This is a genomic window from Paenibacillus sp. P22 (genome assembly GCF_000469945.2).
GTDB lineage: Bacteria > Bacillota > Bacilli > Paenibacillales > Paenibacillaceae > Paenibacillus_O > Paenibacillus_O humicus.
This window is the reverse complement of the sequence record NZ_CBRA020000084.1, coordinates 1-17,656: the sequence shown is the minus strand read 5'-3', so window position 1 is coordinate 17,656 and position 17,656 is coordinate 1. Positions and strand designations below refer to the sequence as shown.

Below are 17,656 nucleotides of genomic sequence, written 5' to 3'. Positions count from 1 at the left end.
AGAGGATTGGAGGATGTCGTGAATGAATATTCATGAGTATCAAGGCAAAGAAGTCTTGAAACAATACGGGGTAGCCGTACCTGAAGGCAAAGTGGCCTTCACGGTAGACGAGGCTGTCGAAGCCGCCAAGGAACTTGGCACTTCCGTCGTAGTTGTCAAGGCACAGATCCATGCGGGCGGCCGCGGCAAGGCAGGCGGCGTCAAGGTTGCGAAAAACCTGGACGAGGTCCGCGCATACGCGTCCGAGATTCTCGGCAAGACGCTCGTTACCCACCAGACCGGTCCGGAAGGCAAGGAAGTCAAGCGCCTCTTGATCGAGCAAGGCTGCGACATCAAGAAAGAATATTATGTCGGCGTCGTTGTCGACCGCGCTACGGGCCGCGTCGTCATGATGGCATCCGAAGAGGGCGGCACGGAGATTGAAGAAGTCGCCGAGCACTCCCCGGAGAAAATCATCAAGGAAGTCATCGATCCGGCTGTAGGCCTGCTGCCTTTCCAGGCGCAACGCCTCGCTTATGCAATCAATATCCCGAAGGAACTGGTCCGGAAGGCGGTTCAGTTCATGACAGCGCTTTATACCGCTTTCGTGGACAAGGACTGCTCCATCGCCGAGATCAATCCGCTCGTCGTTACGGGTGACGGCAACGTCATGGCCCTCGACGCCAAGCTGAACTTCGATTCCAACGCCCTGTTCCGCCACAAGGACATCCTGGCGCTGCGCGACCTCGAAGAGGAAGACGCGAAAGAAATCGAAGCTTCCAAATACGACCTGAGCTACATCGCTCTGGACGGCAACATCGGCTGCATGGTCAACGGCGCAGGCCTTGCCATGGCGACGATGGACATCATCAAGCACTACGGCGGCGACCCTGCGAACTTCCTGGACGTAGGCGGCGGCGCGACGAAGGAGAAAGTAACGGAAGCCTTCAAAATCCTGCTTTCCGACGCCAACGTCAAAGGCATCTTCGTCAATATCTTTGGCGGCATCATGCGCTGCGACGTCATCGCCGAAGGCGTTGTCGCGGCTGCGCGCGAGCTCGGTCTGGAGCGTCCGCTTGTCGTACGCCTGGAAGGCACGAACGTAGAGCTCGGCAAGAAGATTCTGAACGAATCGGGCCTGAATCTGGTCGCGGCGGACAGCATGTCCGACGGCGCTCAAAAAATCGTTGCGCTCGTAAAATAATGCCCTTGGGGCTGCAGATACGAATTCTGTTAGGGGATGTGAATTTGCGATGAGCATTTTGATCAACAAAGACACCAAAGTGATCACCCAGGGCATTACCGGCCAAACCGGTCTGTTCCATACGAAGGGCGCTCTTGAATACGGCACCCAGATGGTTGGCGGGGTAACTCCTGGCAAAGGCGGCACGACCGTCGACATCACGCTTGAAAACGGCGAGACGAAATCGCTGCCGGTCTACAATTCGGTTCGCGAAGCGGTTGCCGACACGGGCGCGACGGTATCCGTCATCTACGTGCCGCCGGCATTCGCGGCCGACTCCATCCTGGAGGCGGTAGAAGCGGAGCTGGATCTCGTCATCTGCATCACGGAAGGCATTCCGGTTCTGGACATGGTGCGCGTGAAGCGTTACATGGAAGGCAAGAAAACCCGCCTGATCGGACCTAACTGCCCAGGCGTCATTACGCCGGACGAGATCAAAATCGGCATCATGCCTGGATATATCCACAGAAAAGGCCATGTAGGCGTCGTTTCCCGTTCGGGGACGCTGACTTACGAAGCGGTTCATCAGCTGACGACCCGCGGCATCGGCCAATCGACGGCTGTAGGCATCGGCGGCGACCCGGTCAAAGGATCCGAGTTCATCGACATCCTGAACCTGTTCAATGAAGATCCGGACACCTATGCAGTCATCATGATCGGCGAGATCGGCGGCACGGCTGAGGAAGAAGCGGCCGAGTGGGTCAAAGCCAACATGAAGAAGCCGGTAGTCGGCTTCATCGGCGGCGCTACGGCTCCTCCGGGAAAACGCATGGGCCATGCAGGCGCCATCATTTCCGGCGGCAAAGGAACGGCTGCGGAAAAAATCGCGACGCTGGAAGCTTGCGGCATCAAGGTTGCTCCGACTCCGTCCGACATGGGTTCGACTCTCGTCGGCGTTCTGGAAGAGCAAGGCCTTCTGGAGAAATGCAAAACCCACTGAATCCAATCAAACTAGTTAGCTGAAGGCAGGCAGCCTTCTTCGACCCGTCAGGGGTTGGGGAAGGCTGCCTTTTGTTTTGCCGGCCCGGCTGCGCTTGCAATCTCCATTCTTGTGCCCCACAATAGGAAGGAGCGCGGAGCCGGCCGATCCTTATCGCGAGAGGACGAATCCGCCAGATGGTGACTTGGCTCCCTAATCATGACAACGAACAGGTTATCCGAACATTCATCGTAACGCTGAGCGAGACTCCAGGCATCGGCTGGGCGTCGGTCAACAAGGTTCTGATGTCCGGCATGAGCTTGAAGGAGACGATAACGGCCGACAAGCTGATCCGGCTTGGCATCAGGGCGCAGCCGGCCGAGGAATTTTGCCGGCGCTGGACCGGAAATATCAAGCCGGCATGGGAAGACGCCCTGGCCGGCCAAGGAGGCTGGAGGCTGACGCCGCTCGATTCGGAATATCCGGAGCTGCTGAGACAGATCCCGCAGCCGCCATGGGTGTTGTACGGAATCGGAGATCGACGTCTGCTGAGCACTCCTTGCCTATCGGTTGTAGGCACCCGCAACCCGAGCGTCTACGGCAGGCAGGCCGCTTCAGCGCTTGCCGGAGGAATCGCGCGGCAGGGCTTTACCGTCGTCAGCGGCATGGCCAAGGGCATTGACGGCATCGTCCATCAGGCCGCCCTTGATGCCGGCTGCGGTACGATCGCCGTCCTGGGGACGCCGGTCGATACGGCATATCCGCCGGAGAACCGGCCGCTGTACAGACGGATCGCCCGCGACGGCCTGCTGCTCTCGGAATATCCGATCGGAACTCCGGTTCATCCCGGCATGTTCCCGCAGCGCAACCGCATCATTGCCGGATTGAGTCTCGGAACCGTCGTTGTGGAGGCCGCTTCGCGGAGCGGTTCCCTGATTACGGCGGAGCAGGCGCTCGAGATGAACCGGGATGTATTCGCGGTTCCGGGCCCGCTCGGCTCGACACGCAGCGTGGGCTGCAACGAGCTCATCCGCTGCGGTTATGCCCGTCTTCTCAGCGATGCGCGCCAGATCGGCGAGGAATATCCGGACAGCTGCAGACGCATGCCCGAACCGGAGCGGGACGGCGCCGCGTTGACGGCTGAAGAGGAGGCGGTTCTCCGCCTCCTGCAGGATGGACCGCGATCTGCAGACGGGTTGCTGGAAGCCTTGAACATGCCTTTTGGACTTTTGCAGGCAGTTCTGATAAATTTATCTTTAAAACATAAGATTGAACAGCAAAGCGGTTCCATATATATGGCATTGTAATTACAGCTGTGAAAGGAGGACGCCAGAATGGCCGATTCACTTGTCATTGTCGAATCACCGGCAAAAGCAAAGACGATTGGCAAATATTTGGGAAGCAAATTCATTGTGAAAGCCTCCATGGGCCACATCCGCGATTTGCCGAAAAGCCAGATCGGCGTCGAAGTCGAGAACGATTTCAACCCCAAATATATTACGATTCGCGGCAAAGGCTCCGTCCTCAAGGAACTCAAGGACGCGAGCAAAAAAGTCAAAAAAAGTTTATCTGGCGGCTGACCCCGATCGCGAAGGGGAAGCGATCGCCTGGCATTTGGCGCATTATCTGGACATCAGCGAGACGGACACCTGCCGCGTCGTTTTCAACGAGATTACGAAGCAGGCCGTCAAGGACGCCTTCAAGACTCCGCGCAAAATCGATATGGATCTGGTCAACGCGCAGCAGGCGCGCCGTATTCTCGACCGTCTCGTCGGCTACAAGATCAGCCCCCTATTATGGAAGAAAGTCAAAAAAGGACTTTCCGCAGGCCGCGTCCAATCGGTAGCGGTGAAGCTGATCATCGACCGGGAGCATGAGATCGATGCCTTCATTCCCGAAGAGTACTGGTCGATTACAGCGGGCCTCGCCAAGGGCAAATCCGAATTCGAAGCGAAGTTCCACAGCCTTGCCGGCGAAAAAGGAGAGCTGCGGAGCGAAGCAGAAATGCAGCGCGTTCTGGATGCCATCGGCAGCAAGTCCTTCACGGTAGCCGAAGTGAAAGAGAAGGAGCGCCAGCGCAATCCGGCTCCGCCGTTCATTACAAGCTCGCTCCAGCAGGAAGCCGCGCGCAAGCTGAACTTCCGCGCCTCCAAGACGATGAGCGTCGCCCAGCAGCTGTACGAGGGCGTCGATCTCGGCAAGGAAGGCACAGCGGGTCTTATCACGTATATGAGAACCGATTCGACCCGGATTTCCCCGATAGCCCAAGAGGAAGCCAAGGAATATATCACATCGAAATACGGCGCGGAGTATTATCCCGAGCAGCCCAGGGTTTATCTCAAAAAGAACAGCAATGCGCAGGATGCGCATGAAGCGATTCGCCCGACTTCGATGGCCTGGGAGCCGGATGCGGTCAAAGAGTTTTTGAGCCGGGATCAGTATCGCCTGTACAAGCTTGTCTGGGAGCGCTTCGTTGCCAGCCAGATGAGCTCGGCCGTGCTGGATACGATGACGGTGGATCTCGCTGCAGGAGAAGTCGTCTTCCGGGCGGCGGGCTCCAAGGTGAAATTCCCGGGATTCATGAAGGTGTACGTCGAAGGCAACGACGATGGCACGACGGAAGAGGACAAATTCCTCCCCGCACTGTCGGTCGGAGACGCGGTGAAGACGGATTCCATGGTTCCCAAGCAGCATTTCACGCAGCCGCCTCCCCGCTACACGGAAGCGCGTCTCGTAAAAACGCTGGAAGAGCTCGGCATCGGCCGTCCGTCCACCTACGCTCCGACGCTGGAGACGATCCAGAAGCGCGGTTACGTCGCGATCGAAGAGAAGAAATTCATGCCGACCGAGCTTGGCGACCTCGTCATCCAGCTCATGGAAGAGTTTTTCCCCGAAATTCTGGATGCGGAGTTCACCGCCCATATGGAAGGCGACCTTGACCATGTCGAGGAAGGCAAGGAGGACTGGGTCAAGGTGCTCGCCCAGTTCTACGATTCCTTCGAGAAGCGTCTGGAAGTAGCCGAGGAAGAGATGAAGGAAGTCGAGCTCCAAGACGAGGTTTCGGATGAAACCTGCGAGAAATGCGGCATGCCGATGGTCTACAAAATGGGCCGCTTCGGCAAATTCCTGGCCTGCTCGGGATTCCCGGACTGCCGGAATACGAAGCCGATCGTCAAAAGCATCGGAGTCGTGTGCCCGAAATGCGAGAAAGGCCACATCATTGAACGCCGCAGCAAAAAAGGAAGAATCTTTTTCGGCTGCGATCAATATCCTGAATGTGACTATGTCTCCTGGGACCGGCCGTCCGGCAAGCCATGTCCCCAGTGCGACAGCATGCTCGTCGTGAAGCGGAACAAGACCGGAGCCCGTCTCCAATGCCCTTCCTGCGATTATACGGAAGAGCTTCCCGAAGACCAGGATCTCGATCAGCTGTAACCTATACCCACGTGGAAGCGGAAAGCCGTCTCGACATGCTTTCCGCTTCCCTGCGGTTATGAAGTCCTTTGAATGAAAGAAAGCGAGGAATAGCAAGTGTCCACACCACAGCACGTTACCGTCATTGGAGCCGGTCTGGCCGGCAGCGAAGCCGCCTGGCAGATCGCTTCCCAGGGAGTTCCGGTCCATCTGTACGAAATGCGTCCGGTTACCCGCACGCCTGCGCATCATACCGACAAATTCGCCGAGCTTGTATGCAGCAACAGCTTGCGCGCCAACGGCCTCACCAATGCCGTCGGCGTCTTGAAGGAAGAAATGAGAAGGCTCGGCTCTCTCGTTCTCGAATCGGCCGATCGCAATGCGGTGCCAGCCGGCGGCGCGCTAGCCGTTGACCGCGACGGATTCTCGGGAGATATTACGCAAACGCTGCGCAATCATCCTTTGATTACGGTAAGCAACGAAGAGATCACCTCGATTCCGGAGGACGGAATTACGGTCATCGCTACCGGCCCTCTGACGGCGCCAGCGCTCTCCGGAGCGATCAAGGACCTGATGGGAGAGGAGTATTTCTACTTCTACGACGCCGCCGCTCCGATTGTGGAGAAGGACTCCATCGACATGGAGAAGGTTTATCTGGCTTCGCGTTATGACAAAGGCGAAGCGGCCTACCTGAACTGCCCGATGACGGAAGAGGAATTCAACATCTTCCATGAAGCCTTGATTACCGCAGAGACGGCCGCCTTAAAGGAATTCGAGAAGGAAGTCTATTTCGAAGGCTGCATGCCGATCGAGGTCATGGCCCAGCGCGGCAAGCAGACGGTGCTGTTCGGTCCGATGAAGCCGGTCGGGCTCATCGATCCCCGTACGGGCAAGCTGCCGCATGCGGTCATCCAGCTGCGCCAGGACAACGCCGCCGGCACGCTCTACAATCTGGTCGGCTTCCAGACGCATCTGAAGTGGGGAGAGCAGAAGCGGGTATTCTCTCTCATCCCGGGGCTTGAAAATGCGGAATTCGTCCGTTACGGAGTCATGCACCGCAATACGTTCATCAACTCGCCGAAGCTGCTGGAGTCGACGTACCAGTTCAAGGGCCGCGAGAACCTCTTCTTTGCCGGCCAGATGACCGGGGTCGAGGGCTATGTGGAATCGGCCGCCTCCGGCCTGCTGGCGGGCCTCAACGCCGGACGGCTGGCCAAAGGGCTGGAGCCGCTCGTCCTGCCTGCAGAGACGGCTCTCGGCAGCATGGCGGGATATATAACGACGGCCGACTTCCGCCACTTCCAGCCGATGAACGCCAATTTCGGCCTATTCCCTCCGCTGGAGAAGCGGATCCGCAACAAGAAGGAAAAGAACGAGATGATCGCGGCAAGAGCGATCGAAGCGGTTGAATCCTTCAAGCGCGATGTTCTAGGAGCGGTTCCGTCCGTTTAGGAGCCAGACACGAAGGGAGACATGTTCATGGAAATGCAGTTCCACGCGACGACGATATGCGCCGTCCGCCATAATGGAAAAGGCGCCATAGCGGGCGACGGTCAAGTGACCTTCGGCAACAGCATGATCATGAAAGGCTCCGCCAAAAAAGTCCGGCGTCTGTACCGCGGCCAAGTAGCCGCGGGCTTTGCCGGCTCGGTTGCGGATGCGATTACCTTGTTCGAGAAGTTCGAAAGCAAGCTCGAGGAGCATCACGGGAACTTGCAGCGAGCTGCCGTCGAACTCGCCAAGGAGTGGAGGTCGGACCGGGTGCTTCGCCGGCTCGAGGCGATGCTTCTCGTCATGGACACCACCGGACTGCTGCTGATTTCGGGCAACGGGGAAGTCATTGAGCCGGATGACGGCATTTTGGCCATCGGCTCCGGTGGCAGCTTCGCCCTTGCTGCCGCGAGGGCATTGAAGCGGCACGCGCCTAATCTCAGCGCCAGGGAAATGGCTCAGGCAGCGCTTGAGACGGCAGCGGAGATTTGCGTATTCACCAATCACAGCATCATCGTGGAAGAAGTCTGAAGATTCCTGCCCTTAACGCGATAGCGATTATTAGTATGCAGAGGGAGTGAGCCTGTGAAGGAAGATTTGACGCCAAGGCAAATCGTTGCTGAACTGGACAAATATATCGTAGGCCAGAAGCAGGCCAAGCGCTCGGTCGCGGTCGCCTTGCGCAACCGTTACCGCCGCAGCAAGCTCGACGAAGCCTTGAGGGACGAAATCGTTCCGAAAAACATGCTGATGATCGGTCCGACCGGCGTCGGCAAAACGGAAATTGCCAGGCGTCTGGCCAAGCTTGTGGGAGCGCCGTTCGTCAAGATCGAAGCGACGAAATTCACCGAGGTCGGTTATGTCGGCCGGGACGTGGAATCGATGATCCGCGATCTCGTGGAAGTGTCGATTCGCATGGTCAAGGCCGAACGGACCGAACGGGTGAAGGACAGGGCGGAAGAGCAGGCCAACGAACGGCTCGTCGAGCTTCTTGTTCCGTCTCCGGTCAAGTCCAAGGGCGGCAAAAATCCTCTTGAAATGCTCTTCGGCAATCAAGGGTCCAAGGACGATGAGGAAGAGAAGGTGAACGATCCCGATATTCTGGGCAAAAGGCAGGCTGTCCGCGCAAAGCTTAAAGCCGGAGAGCTGGAAAACGATCTGCTGGAGCTTGATGTCGAGGATACTTCGCCGACGATGATGGATATGATGTCGGGGCAGGGCAATGAAATGATGGGCATGAACATGCAGGAGATGCTGGGACAGTTCATGCCGAAGCGGACCAAGCGCCGCAAGCTTACGGTCAAGGAAGCCCGCAAGGTATTGACGCAGGAAGAGGCGGCCAAGCTGATTGATATGGACGAGGTCATCGGCGAATCGGTGAGAAGGGCGGAGCAGTCCGGAATCGTCTTCCTGGACGAGATCGACAAGATCGCGAGTCCTTCCAAGGGGTCGGGTCCTGACGTGTCTCGTGAAGGCGTACAGCGCGACATTCTGCCGATCGTCGAAGGCTCTACCATCATGACGAAATATGGAGCGGTCAAAACCGACTACATCCTGTTCATCGCCGCAGGAGCGTTCCACGTTTCCAAACCGTCCGATCTCATCCCTGAGCTTCAGGGAAGATTCCCGATTCGGGTGGAATTGACATCGCTGACGCTGGAGGACTTCGTGCAGATTCTCAAGGAGCCCAAAAACGCTCTGACCAAACAATACACCGCGCTGTTGGCGACGGAAGGAATCGCAATCGAATTTTCGGATGAGGCGATTGCGGAGCTTGCGTCCATCGCGGCTGACGTCAACCGCAATACAGAAAACATAGGCGCGCGCAGGCTCCATACGATTCTGGAGAAGCTGCTCGAGGACTTGTCTTTCGAGGCGCCGGACCTAACGCTGGAAAGTCTGCTCATCACGCCGGAGTATGTGAAGGAAAAGCTATCCTCCATTGCGCAAGACCGGGATTTGAGCCAATATATATTGTAGGGTAGTTCGGGGGGCAAGCAGAAAGATGACATTATTGACCAAAACAAGATCGCTGAACCGGCTGCTGCAAAAAGCGGCGGGCAAGGCACTCAGCTTCAGGGAGATGGCGGAAGTTCTCAGCTCCGTCATTCAAGCCAACATTTTCGTTGTCAGCCGCAGAGGCAAGATTTTGGCTGCGCCGCAGTCGACCGTTTCGACCATGATCAGTTCCGGAGCCTGGCAGCGGAAGCCGAGCTGCGCTTTCCTCAGGAGACAAACGGCCGATTCCTGCAAATGAGGGAGCCGGAGACCAATGTCGTTCCCGATCCCGGCATCGCGGATGTATTCCGCTTCATGAACGCCCAGGAGATGATGTGCGTCGTTCCGATCACCGGCGGCGGAGACCGGCTCGGTACCGTCGTCCTCACGCGTCTGAGCGGAGTATTCGACGATGAGGATCTCATCCTCGCCGAATACGGGTCCACGATCGTAGGCATGGAAATCCTGCGGGAGAGAGCCGAAGAAATCGCGCTTGAGGCGCGCAGCAGAGCTGTCGTCGCAGTCGCGATCGGCTCGCTGTCCTTCAGCGAGCTGGAAGCTGTCGAGCATATTTTCGAGGAGCTGGAAGGCAAGGAAGGGTTGCTCGTTGCGTCGAAGATCGCCGACCGGGTCGGTATAACCAGATCCGTGATTGTGAACGCGCTCCGCAAACTCGAGAGCGCTGGAGTTATCGAAACGCGATCTTTAGGAATGAAAGGCACTTACATCCGCATCCTGAACCATCAACTTTTGGAAGAATTAGGCAAGATGAAGAAGTAAAAGAGGTTCTTTATACCCAGGAAAGCCCTATCTTTATATAAAGATAGGGCTTTTTTCTCATTGTAATAAATATGAAATTTTAGGAAGATTATCGTACTCGGCAAATCTCGACATCGATCTCTCATTTTTTTAATTATTTTATGTCGAAGATGCAGGAATGCCTGAAGATTTGTTGAATAAGTGATAAACCATTAAGGAAGAAAGTGGTGAAACAGCATTGAATGTCTTGAACGGCGCGGATTTCAGCAGACTTGTAGGGGCAATGAGAGCCGCTGAAGCAAGGCAGCAGGTAATCTCGGATAATATTTCCAATGCTGACACGCCGCACTTCAAACGTTCGGAACTGGTATTCGAGGAGCTGCTGAATGACCAGCTGAACGGCCAGAAAAACCACGATTTAGCAGGTATAAAGACCCAAAAAATGCATATGGACATAGGTCGAAATGACCAGATTCCAACCATGCAGCTTGTCACGGATGAAAAATCTGTCATGAATAATAATGGAAACAACGTGGATCCTGATCGCGAAATGGCATTGCTTGCCAAAAATCAGCTCCGCTACAATTCCTACATTCAACAGATCAATCACGAGATCAAGATGATGCGGACTGCCATCGACGGGAGAGGGTAAGAAATGAAGCTGACCAACGGATTTGACATCAGTGCTTCCGCATTGACCGCCCAGCGGCTCCGAATGGATGTGATCTCATCCAATATCGCGAATGCCGAGACGACTCGAGCCTCCTATGTAAATGGCGAGTTCCAGCCCTATAAGCGCAAAATGGTCGTGTTGGAGCCCATGAAGGAAGGCAGCTTCGCATCGATGCTTCAAAATGAGATGGGAGAGGCGTCCAAAGGGGTTAAAGTAAGCCGGATCCAGGAGGATCGCACTCCGGACAAGCTGGTCTACAATCCGTCTCATCCCGATGCGGACAAGAACGGGTATGTGAAGATGCCGAACGTGGACGTTACGAAGGAAATGGTGGATATGATCTCGGCGTCCCGTTCCTACGAGGCGAACGTGACCGCATTGAATGCAACGAAGACGATGTTCGTCAAAGCTCTTGAAATCGGAAAATAAAAGCCGAAAGGATAGTCCACAATGATCCAGCCTATAACGCTTGCACAGGTCTCTCCTCTGAACACACCGGCTATTACGGCCAAGACGCAAGCCGCATCGCCGAGCGAAGTGACCGAAAGCTTCGGGACGATGCTCAAAAACGCCCTGGACAGTGTCAGCGCGCAAGAAAAAACCGTGCATCAGGTCAACAACCAGTACTTGGTTGGCCAAGCGGATATTTCACAAGTCATGATTGTCTCGCAGCAGGCTGAGCTCAGCCTTCAGCTGGTGACGCAGGTCCGGAACAAGGCGGTAGAGGCCTATCAGGACATCATGCGCATGCAAATTTAAAGCTGACTGCATTGCAATAGCATTCTGCGGGGTGAAGATGTGAACGAAAAGATGGCCCGCCTGCGCGATTCCGCCAAAAATTACTGGGGAGCGATGGGCAAGAAGCAAAAGATTTGGCTGGGAGCGACGATCGGGGTATTGCTGCTGACGATCATTCTGCTTACTTCGATCCTGACCAAAACGCAATACGAAACGGTGTTCAAGGATCTCGACAGCACCGATGCCCAGGCAATCATGAATTATCTGGACAGCAGCAGCATTTCTTACCGGCTTGGAGACGGCGGCAATTCAATTTCCGTTCCGAGCAGCGAAGCAGATCGCGTGCGGGTCGCAGCGGGATCGCAAGGTCTGGTCCAGAATGGATCGATCGGCTTCGCCGCGTTCAATACGGGTTCTTCACAGTTCGGCATGACCGACAACGAATTCAACGTCAAATACCGCAGCGCCCTGAACGGAGAGATCCAGCAGCTGCTCAACGGGATGCAGGGAGTCGCTTCCAGCAAAGTCGTCGTCAATCTTCCGAAGGAAAGCGTATTTGCCCAAACGGAAGAAACCAGCGGCGCGTCGGCTTCCATCGTCATGAAATTCAAGCCGGGATTCCGGCCCAGCCAGGATGAGATCGACGGTTACTTCAATCTCGTCAAAACTTCGGTGCCGAATCTTAAAATCGCGGATATCACGATTACGAGCCCTCAAGGCGAGCTGACAGCCTCCTCCAAAATCGGCGGGACGCTGAACAACTCGGGCAGCGCGAACTCTCAATTCCAGATCCAAAAGAAATACGAGAGCGATTTGAAGAGGAATATCGAGCAGTTCCTTGGAACGATGGTAGGCGGCGATAATCTTGCCGTCAGCGTGCTGAGCAGCCTGAACTTCGATCAGGTCAGCCGCGAGGAAAGCCTGGTCAAGCCTCTCGACAACAACAACAACAACGGTCTCGTGATCAGCCAGCAGCAATCGAGCGAAAGCTCGGAAGGAACGGAAGGGAACGCCGGCGGCGTTGCCGGCACTGGAGAAACCGATGTACCCGGGTATTCCTCGACATCGAGCGGGGGCAGCAGCACGGCGGAAAAAACCTCCAGCACAACCAACTATGAGCCGAACCGCTACAAAAATACGATCATTGGCGGCCCTTACTCCGTCAAAGACCTCAGCATCAGCGTCGGCATTCCTACTTCATTATTAAACCAGGAAACAAAGGATCAAATCACCCAATATCTAACTTCTTTCGTCCGTTCCCAGCTGGTGGAATCCGGACAGGATGTTAGTAATGACGCGCTCATAGCCAAAAAGGTTTCTGTCATCGGTCAAAATTTTGCCGCAGCAGGAGCATCCGCTTCCGGCAAAGGCCTTACCGCCGGATGGATCGCCGCCATCGCTGTCGCAGCTGCCGCGCTTATCGGCGGAATCGTGCTCGCCGTTCGCCGCCGCCGCGCCAAGGAAGAGGAAATCATTGAGGAAATGGCGCCGAGAGTCGAATATCCTTCGATCAACCTGGAGAGCGTCACGAATGAGAATCAAGTGCGCAAGAATTTGGAAACACTCGCCAAGCGGAAGCCGGATGATTTCGTCAACCTTCTTCGCACCTGGCTAGTAGAGGAATAGAGGTGGCAACTCATGGTTAAAGCGCTGCAAAGCTTGAGCGGGCGCCAAAAGGCTGCCATTCTGCTGATTACGCTTGGCCCGGATGTATCGGCCAGATCTTCAAGCATCTGAGGGAAGAGGAAATCGAGCAGCTGACTCTGGAAATCGCCAACGTGAGGAAGGTCGACAGCTCGGAGCGGGACACGATCATGAGCGAATTCTATCAGATCTGCCTTGCTCAAGAGTATATCTCCCAAGGCGGCATCGCGTACGCGAAGGATATCCTCGAGAAGGCGCTCGGCTCGCAAAAGGCTTTGGAAGTCATCAGCAGGCTTACGGCGACGCTGCAGGTGAGGCCTTTCGATTTTGCCCGCAAGGCGGAACCGACCCAGATCCTGAACTTCATCCAGAACGAAAATACCCAGACGATTGCTCTCGTGCTTTCTTACCTCCAGCCGGAGCAGGCTTCTCATATTCTGTCCTCGCTTCCCCAAGAGAAGCAGGCGGAAGTCGCCCGCAGGGTCGCGCTAATGGACAGCACCTCTCCTGAGGTCATCTCCCAGGTGGAGAGGGTGCTGGAACAGAAGCTGAGCGCTACGGTGACCCAGGACTACACGAACGCGGGAGGCATCGACTCCATCGTTCAGATTCTGAACGGCGTCGATCGCGGCACCGAGCGGACGATTCTGGATTCCCTGGAAATTCAGGACCCGGAGCTGGCGGAAGAGATCAAGAAGCGGATGTTCGTCTTCGAAGACATCGTCAGCATCGACAACCGTTCCATCCAGCGCATCATCCGCGATATCGAGAGCGCCGACCTTCAGCTTGCGCTCAAGGTGGCAAGCGAGGAAGTGCGCGAGGCGATCTTCCGGAACATGTCCAAGCGGATGGCCGAGACGTTCAAGGAAGAAATGGAATTCATGGGTCCCGTGCGGCTGCGTGACGTCGAGGAAGCCCAGACTCGCATCGTAGGAACGATCCGCAGGCTGGAGGAATCCGGCGACATCATCATCGCCCGCGGCGGAGGAGATGACATCATTGTCTAATCTGTTCAAATCCTCGCAGGTAGTCCCTCAGGAACAGCTTCAGCGGCTGGAAAGATTTTACCGGAAACCTGCCGCAGCCAGCGGTGCCGACACCGCTTCGGACGGCTTCGGCGAGCTGGCCTACCGCGGCGAGATCCGCCCGGATGCCGCTACGGAAGCTCTGCGCAGCCAGATTCTCGGCGACGCCCAGAGCGTCGCCGAGGATACGTTGGCGGATGCGGCCAGGCAGGCCCAGGAGCTGCTGGAACAGGCCCGTCAGGAAGCCGAGGATTGGTGGCATGCCAGACGGGCGGACGATGAACGAATCGCAGAAGAAGCCCGCCAGGCCGGATATGGCGAGGGCTTCAGCCAAGGCAGCCGGGATGCCGAAGCCGCGCTGCGGAAGGAATGGGAGCAAAGAATCGAGGAATCCTCCTCCATTCTTGAATCCTCCTTCCGAATGAAGGAGCAGATCATCCAGGAGGCGGAGCCGTTCCTCGTGGAGCTGAGCTGCGCCATTGCAGAGAAGCTGGTCGGCAAGCAGCTGGATCTTGAGCCCGAAATCGCCATCGAGCTTATCCGGAGCATGCTTTCCCGGCGAAGAGAGAATGGAAGCATCGTTCTGTGCGTCAGTCCCGCGCAGCTTTCATCGGTTCTCGCCGCCAGGGACGAGCTGGAGCTGTCGATCGATTCTCAGGCCGAGCTGCAGATCCTGCCCGACGCATCGGTCAAGGATCACGGCTGCGTGATCCGGACGGCATTCGGCAGCATCGACGCCCGCATCGACACGCAGCTGTCCGAAATCAAGCGGGAGCTGATGGGAATCGCTTCCCAGCGCGAAGGTCAGGAGGCGCCTGCTTCATGAGCTCCAGGGTTCCCAAGGCTTCGAGATATACGGAGCAGCTCGCCGGCATCGATCCCGTGCGCATCAACGGCAAAGTAACCCAGGTCATCGGACTTACCGTCGAAAGCGAAGGACCCGATGCCGGCATCGGGGATGTCTGCCAGATCTATCCCGGAAAAGGGGCGCCCCCGCTCCTTGCCGAAGTCGTCGGTTTCCGGGACAACAGACTGATTCTCATGCCGCTCGGAGATCTCAATGCGATCGCGCCCGGATGCGACGTTGTTGGCACAGGCAAGCCGCTTACGGTCCAGGTCGGGGCGGAGCTGCTCGGTAAAGTGCTGGACGGCCTGGGGCGGCCTCTTGACGGCAGCTTCATTCCCAGCCGCATGATCCGCTATCCGACGACCGCTCCTCCGAGCAATCCGCTCTTCAGACCGCGCGTCCAGCAGCCGCTGGGCATCGGGGTTCGCGCGATCGACGGTCTGCTTACCGTAGGACAGGGCCAGCGCGTCGGCATTTTTGCCGGATCGGGGGTCGGAAAGAGCACGCTGCTGGGCATGATCGCCCGCAATACGGCAGCCGACGTCAACGTCATTGCTCTCATCGGCGAACGGGGACGCGAGGTGCTCGAGTTCATCGAGAAGGATCTGGGACCGGAAGGACTGGCCCGTTCCGTCGTAATCGTGGCGACATCCGATCAGCCGGCTTTGATCCGCATCAAGGGCGCGGTGATCGCAACGACGATAGCGGAGTACTTCCGGGACCGGGGGATGAACGTCATGCTGATGATGGATTCCGTCACCCGGTATGCGATGGCGCAGCGGGAAGTCGGGCTGGCGGTCGGAGAGCCTCCGGCGACGAGAGGGTATACGCCGTCTGTGTTCGCCGGCCTTCCCAAGCTGCTTGAAAGAGCGGGAACGGGGCCGACGGGGTCCATAACGGCTTTTTATACCGTTCTCGTGGATGGGGACGACATGAATGAGCCGGTGGCGGATGCCGTGAGAGGCATCCTCGACGGACATATCGTCTTAAGCCGGGACTTGGCTCAGAAAGGCCATTTTCCGGCGATCGACGTGCTCGCCTCGGTGAGCCGGGTCATGAAGGAGATCATAGAGCCCGAGCATCAGGAGGCGGCTTCCGCTCTCAAAAAGATGCTCGCTGTCTATAAAGATTCGGAGGACTTGATCAATATCGGGGCGTATCAGCCCGGATCGAACAAGGAAATCGACCAGGCGATGAGCCAAATGGACGGAATTCTGGATTTCACGCAGCAACGAACGAATGAAAAAGCCCATTTTGACGAGACGCTGGACCATCTGATCCGGCAATTCAACGGGAGCTGAACAGAGACGTGACTTCATTCCGCTATGCCTATCAAAGCATTGTCAACTTGAAGCAAAGCGAGACGACGCAAGCCAAATGGGGACTCACGGCCGCGCTTGATCTGCTGCATGCGGAGGAGATGTCCCTGTCCGAGCTGAACGCGGAGCGTCTGCGCTGGGAAGGGAAGCTTGAAGAGCTCGGCATGCTAGGCAGTCCGCTCATGGAGCTGCAAGCGATCCAGCGGTTCCTCTCCCATCTGGATGCCTGCATCGGAAGCAAGCAGCAAGTCGTACAGGCGGCAGAGAACGAAGTCGAATCCTCCAGGCATCGTCTGGCCGAACGCAAGATCCAGGAGAAGATCTGGCTGAAATCCAAAGAAAAAGCCTTGAACCGATTCAAGGCTGCACAGCTTGCCGGAGAGCAGGCGGAACTCGATGAAATCGCGGTCCAACGCCATTCGCGCGCAGCGCTTTAGCAGAAGGCAAGATGAAGCAGTCGGGGACGACTCATGCCCCCGGGAGGGATGAAATGTTGGCAGAAGAACGTGAGAAACAAAGCTACAGCGGAATGGAACGCTTCCTGTTTTTTGTTACGCCGCTGCTGTTCACGCTGGTGCTTGTGCTTGTGCTTCTAGTGGTGTTCAATCCGTCGCTGCGCTCGCGGCTGATGGATACCGGCCGCAGCATACCGGTAGTCGGGTCGCTCATTCCGGAGAGCCGGAGCGCATCCGGCGCCCCTGCTCCGGACAACGGGGCTGCTCAGCGCAAGCAGATCGCCGGCCTGCAGGGAGACCTGCAGGCAGCCAAAGGGAAGCTTCAGGCCGCCGAGGCGGAGAAGGCATCCCTTGAGAAGGAAATCAACGACCTGCAGGACAAGCTCGACCAGCTGATCAAAAGCGACGAGCAGAAAAAGCTGAGCAGCAGCGAATATCAAGCCAAAATTGCGGAGCTTGGGGGAATGTTCGCCTCGATGACGCCAAGCAAAGCGGCTCCGATCATTCAGAATATGACCTTGGATGAAGCCGTTCTCGTGCTGAACTCGATGGACAGCCGAGCCCAAGGAGCGATCTTGGCCAAGATGGATCCAAAGCGGGCAGCCGAAACGGCAGCGAGACTGAAGGATTCCGTTCCGGTCCAGGATCAGCAGATTGCTGCCCTGCAATCGAGAATCCAGCAGGCTTCAAGCGCAGCTCCTGCATCCGGCTCCGCACTGCTCAGCGAAGATCAGCTCAGCAAAACGTTTGAATCGATGGATCCGGCGAAGGCGGCGCAGCTGCTGCTGTCGATGTCGGATGTGAGCCCGAGCAAAGTGCTTCGGATTCTTGGCTCGGTCAGCGATTCCAAACGCTCGTCCATCGTTCAGGAGATGTCGGGACTGGACAAAAAGCTGACGTCTCAGCTCGTGAGCAAGCTCATGGCGGGAAAATAGAATAGGAGGTGAACCATGGAGATCACGACGACTCAACCGGCTGCTGCGACCGGCTCGGGGACATCTGTCCAAGCGGCCGGAGGCAAGGCGGCCGGCGTGGCTCCGTTCAGCCAAGCCATGGCTGGAGCCTTGCAGACGGGCGTTCAGGGTCAAGCGTCCCCGAACGCGGGAACGGCGGCTCCGCAGGACGCCGTAGCGGCTGCTGCGGCATTGGCAG

The 17,656-nt window shown here is 56.9% G+C and carries 15 protein-coding genes and 3 pseudogenes; all 18 read left to right on the top strand.

The window, feature by feature from the left end:
* Nucleotides 1–22: 22 nt before the first annotated feature.
* Nucleotides 23–1,183 (top strand): ADP-forming succinate--CoA ligase subunit beta, encoded by a 1,161-nt coding sequence (gene sucC / locus BN871_RS13095; RefSeq protein WP_021879141.1) that lies wholly within the window; start codon nucleotides 23–25, stop codon nucleotides 1,181–1,183.
* Nucleotides 1,184–1,232: 49 nt separating this feature from the next.
* Nucleotides 1,233–2,162, top strand: a complete 930-nt coding sequence (gene sucD, locus BN871_RS13090) for a succinate--CoA ligase subunit alpha (RefSeq protein ID WP_048746489.1) — start codon at nucleotides 1,233–1,235, stop codon at nucleotides 2,160–2,162.
* A 176-nt stretch (nucleotides 2,163–2,338) separates the two neighbouring features.
* Complete coding sequence (gene dprA / locus BN871_RS13085; RefSeq protein WP_048746487.1) at nucleotides 2,339–3,448, top strand: DNA-processing protein DprA; 1,110 nt, start codon at nucleotides 2,339–2,341, stop codon at nucleotides 3,446–3,448.
* 27 nt (nucleotides 3,449–3,475) lie between these two features.
* A pseudogene (gene topA, locus BN871_RS13080) lies at nucleotides 3,476–5,576 on the top strand (type I DNA topoisomerase).
* Nucleotides 5,577–5,672: 96 nt separating this feature from the next.
* Nucleotides 5,673–7,007, top strand: a complete 1,335-nt coding sequence (gene trmFO, locus BN871_RS13075; protein ID WP_021879145.1) for an FADH(2)-oxidizing methylenetetrahydrofolate--tRNA-(uracil(54)-C(5))-methyltransferase TrmFO — start codon at nucleotides 5,673–5,675, stop codon at nucleotides 7,005–7,007.
* Nucleotides 7,008–7,034: 27 nt separating this feature from the next.
* Nucleotides 7,035–7,577, top strand: a complete 543-nt coding sequence (hslV, locus tag BN871_RS13070) for an ATP-dependent protease subunit HslV (RefSeq protein ID WP_048746485.1) — start codon at nucleotides 7,035–7,037, stop codon at nucleotides 7,575–7,577.
* A gap of 54 nt (nucleotides 7,578–7,631) precedes the next feature.
* On the top strand, nucleotides 7,632–9,026 hold the full coding sequence (gene hslU, locus BN871_RS13065; RefSeq protein ID WP_021881391.1) for an ATP-dependent protease ATPase subunit HslU: 1,395 nt from the start codon (nucleotides 7,632–7,634) through the stop codon (nucleotides 9,024–9,026).
* 25 nt (nucleotides 9,027–9,051) lie between these two features.
* Nucleotides 9,052–9,824 (top strand): annotated as a pseudogene (gene codY, locus BN871_RS13060) (GTP-sensing pleiotropic transcriptional regulator CodY).
* A 262-nt stretch (nucleotides 9,825–10,086) separates the two neighbouring features.
* Nucleotides 10,087–10,455, top strand: a complete 369-nt coding sequence (gene flgB / locus BN871_RS13055; protein ID WP_127507871.1) for a flagellar basal body rod protein FlgB — start codon at nucleotides 10,087–10,089, stop codon at nucleotides 10,453–10,455.
* Nucleotides 10,456–10,458: 3 nt separating this feature from the next.
* On the top strand, nucleotides 10,459–10,905 hold the full coding sequence (gene flgC / locus BN871_RS13050) for a flagellar basal body rod protein FlgC (RefSeq protein WP_021881388.1): 447 nt from the start codon (nucleotides 10,459–10,461) through the stop codon (nucleotides 10,903–10,905).
* Nucleotides 10,906–10,926: 21 nt separating this feature from the next.
* Nucleotides 10,927–11,235 (top strand): flagellar hook-basal body complex protein FliE, encoded by a 309-nt coding sequence (gene fliE, locus BN871_RS13045; RefSeq protein WP_021881387.1) that lies wholly within the window; start codon nucleotides 10,927–10,929, stop codon nucleotides 11,233–11,235.
* Between the two features lie 39 nt (nucleotides 11,236–11,274).
* Nucleotides 11,275–12,840 (top strand): flagellar basal-body MS-ring/collar protein FliF, encoded by a 1,566-nt coding sequence (fliF, locus tag BN871_RS13040; protein ID WP_048746480.1) that lies wholly within the window; start codon nucleotides 11,275–11,277, stop codon nucleotides 12,838–12,840.
* 12 nt (nucleotides 12,841–12,852) lie between these two features.
* Nucleotides 12,853–13,865, top strand: a pseudogene (gene fliG / locus BN871_RS13035) (flagellar motor switch protein FliG).
* Nucleotides 13,858–14,709: a FliH/SctL family protein gene (locus BN871_RS13030; RefSeq protein ID WP_048746478.1), complete on the top strand. Its 852-nt coding sequence runs from the start codon at nucleotides 13,858–13,860 to the stop codon at nucleotides 14,707–14,709. The pseudogene fliG and the gene BN871_RS13030 overlap by 8 nt, the downstream one beginning before the upstream one ends.
* Nucleotides 14,706–16,031 (top strand): flagellar protein export ATPase FliI, encoded by a 1,326-nt coding sequence (gene fliI / locus BN871_RS13025; protein ID WP_048746477.1) that lies wholly within the window; start codon nucleotides 14,706–14,708, stop codon nucleotides 16,029–16,031. The genes BN871_RS13030 and fliI overlap by 4 nt, the downstream gene beginning before the upstream one ends.
* A gap of 8 nt (nucleotides 16,032–16,039) precedes the next feature.
* Nucleotides 16,040–16,486, top strand: coding sequence for a flagellar export protein FliJ (gene fliJ, locus BN871_RS13020; protein ID WP_021882259.1), 447 nt, complete (start codon nucleotides 16,040–16,042; stop codon nucleotides 16,484–16,486).
* Nucleotides 16,487–16,539: 53 nt separating this feature from the next.
* Nucleotides 16,540–17,439, top strand: coding sequence for a MotE family protein (locus BN871_RS13015; protein ID WP_048746475.1), 900 nt, complete (start codon nucleotides 16,540–16,542; stop codon nucleotides 17,437–17,439).
* 15 nt (nucleotides 17,440–17,454) lie between these two features.
* The coding region (locus BN871_RS13010) for a hypothetical protein (RefSeq protein WP_048746473.1) at nucleotides 17,455–17,656 on the top strand (202 nt) is incomplete at its 3' end.

Coding starts and splice junctions, on each gene's coding strand:
- sucD (WP_048746489.1), top strand. CDS start 1,233: ATGAGCATTTTGATCAACAAAGACACCAAAGTGATCACCCAGGGCATT.
- hslV (WP_048746485.1), top strand. CDS start 7,035: ATGGAAATGCAGTTCCACGCGACGACGATATGCGCCGTCCGCCATAAT.
- flgC (WP_021881388.1), top strand. CDS start 10,459: ATGAAGCTGACCAACGGATTTGACATCAGTGCTTCCGCATTGACCGCC.
- dprA (WP_048746487.1), top strand. CDS start 2,339: ATGGTGACTTGGCTCCCTAATCATGACAACGAACAGGTTATCCGAACA.
- fliE (WP_021881387.1), top strand. CDS start 10,927: ATGATCCAGCCTATAACGCTTGCACAGGTCTCTCCTCTGAACACACCG.
- fliI (WP_048746477.1), top strand. CDS start 14,706: ATGAGCTCCAGGGTTCCCAAGGCTTCGAGATATACGGAGCAGCTCGCC.
- BN871_RS13015 (WP_048746475.1), top strand. CDS start 16,540: ATGTTGGCAGAAGAACGTGAGAAACAAAGCTACAGCGGAATGGAACGC.
- flgB (WP_127507871.1), top strand. CDS start 10,087: ATGAGAGCCGCTGAAGCAAGGCAGCAGGTAATCTCGGATAATATTTCC.
- sucC (WP_021879141.1), top strand. CDS start 23: ATGAATATTCATGAGTATCAAGGCAAAGAAGTCTTGAAACAATACGGG.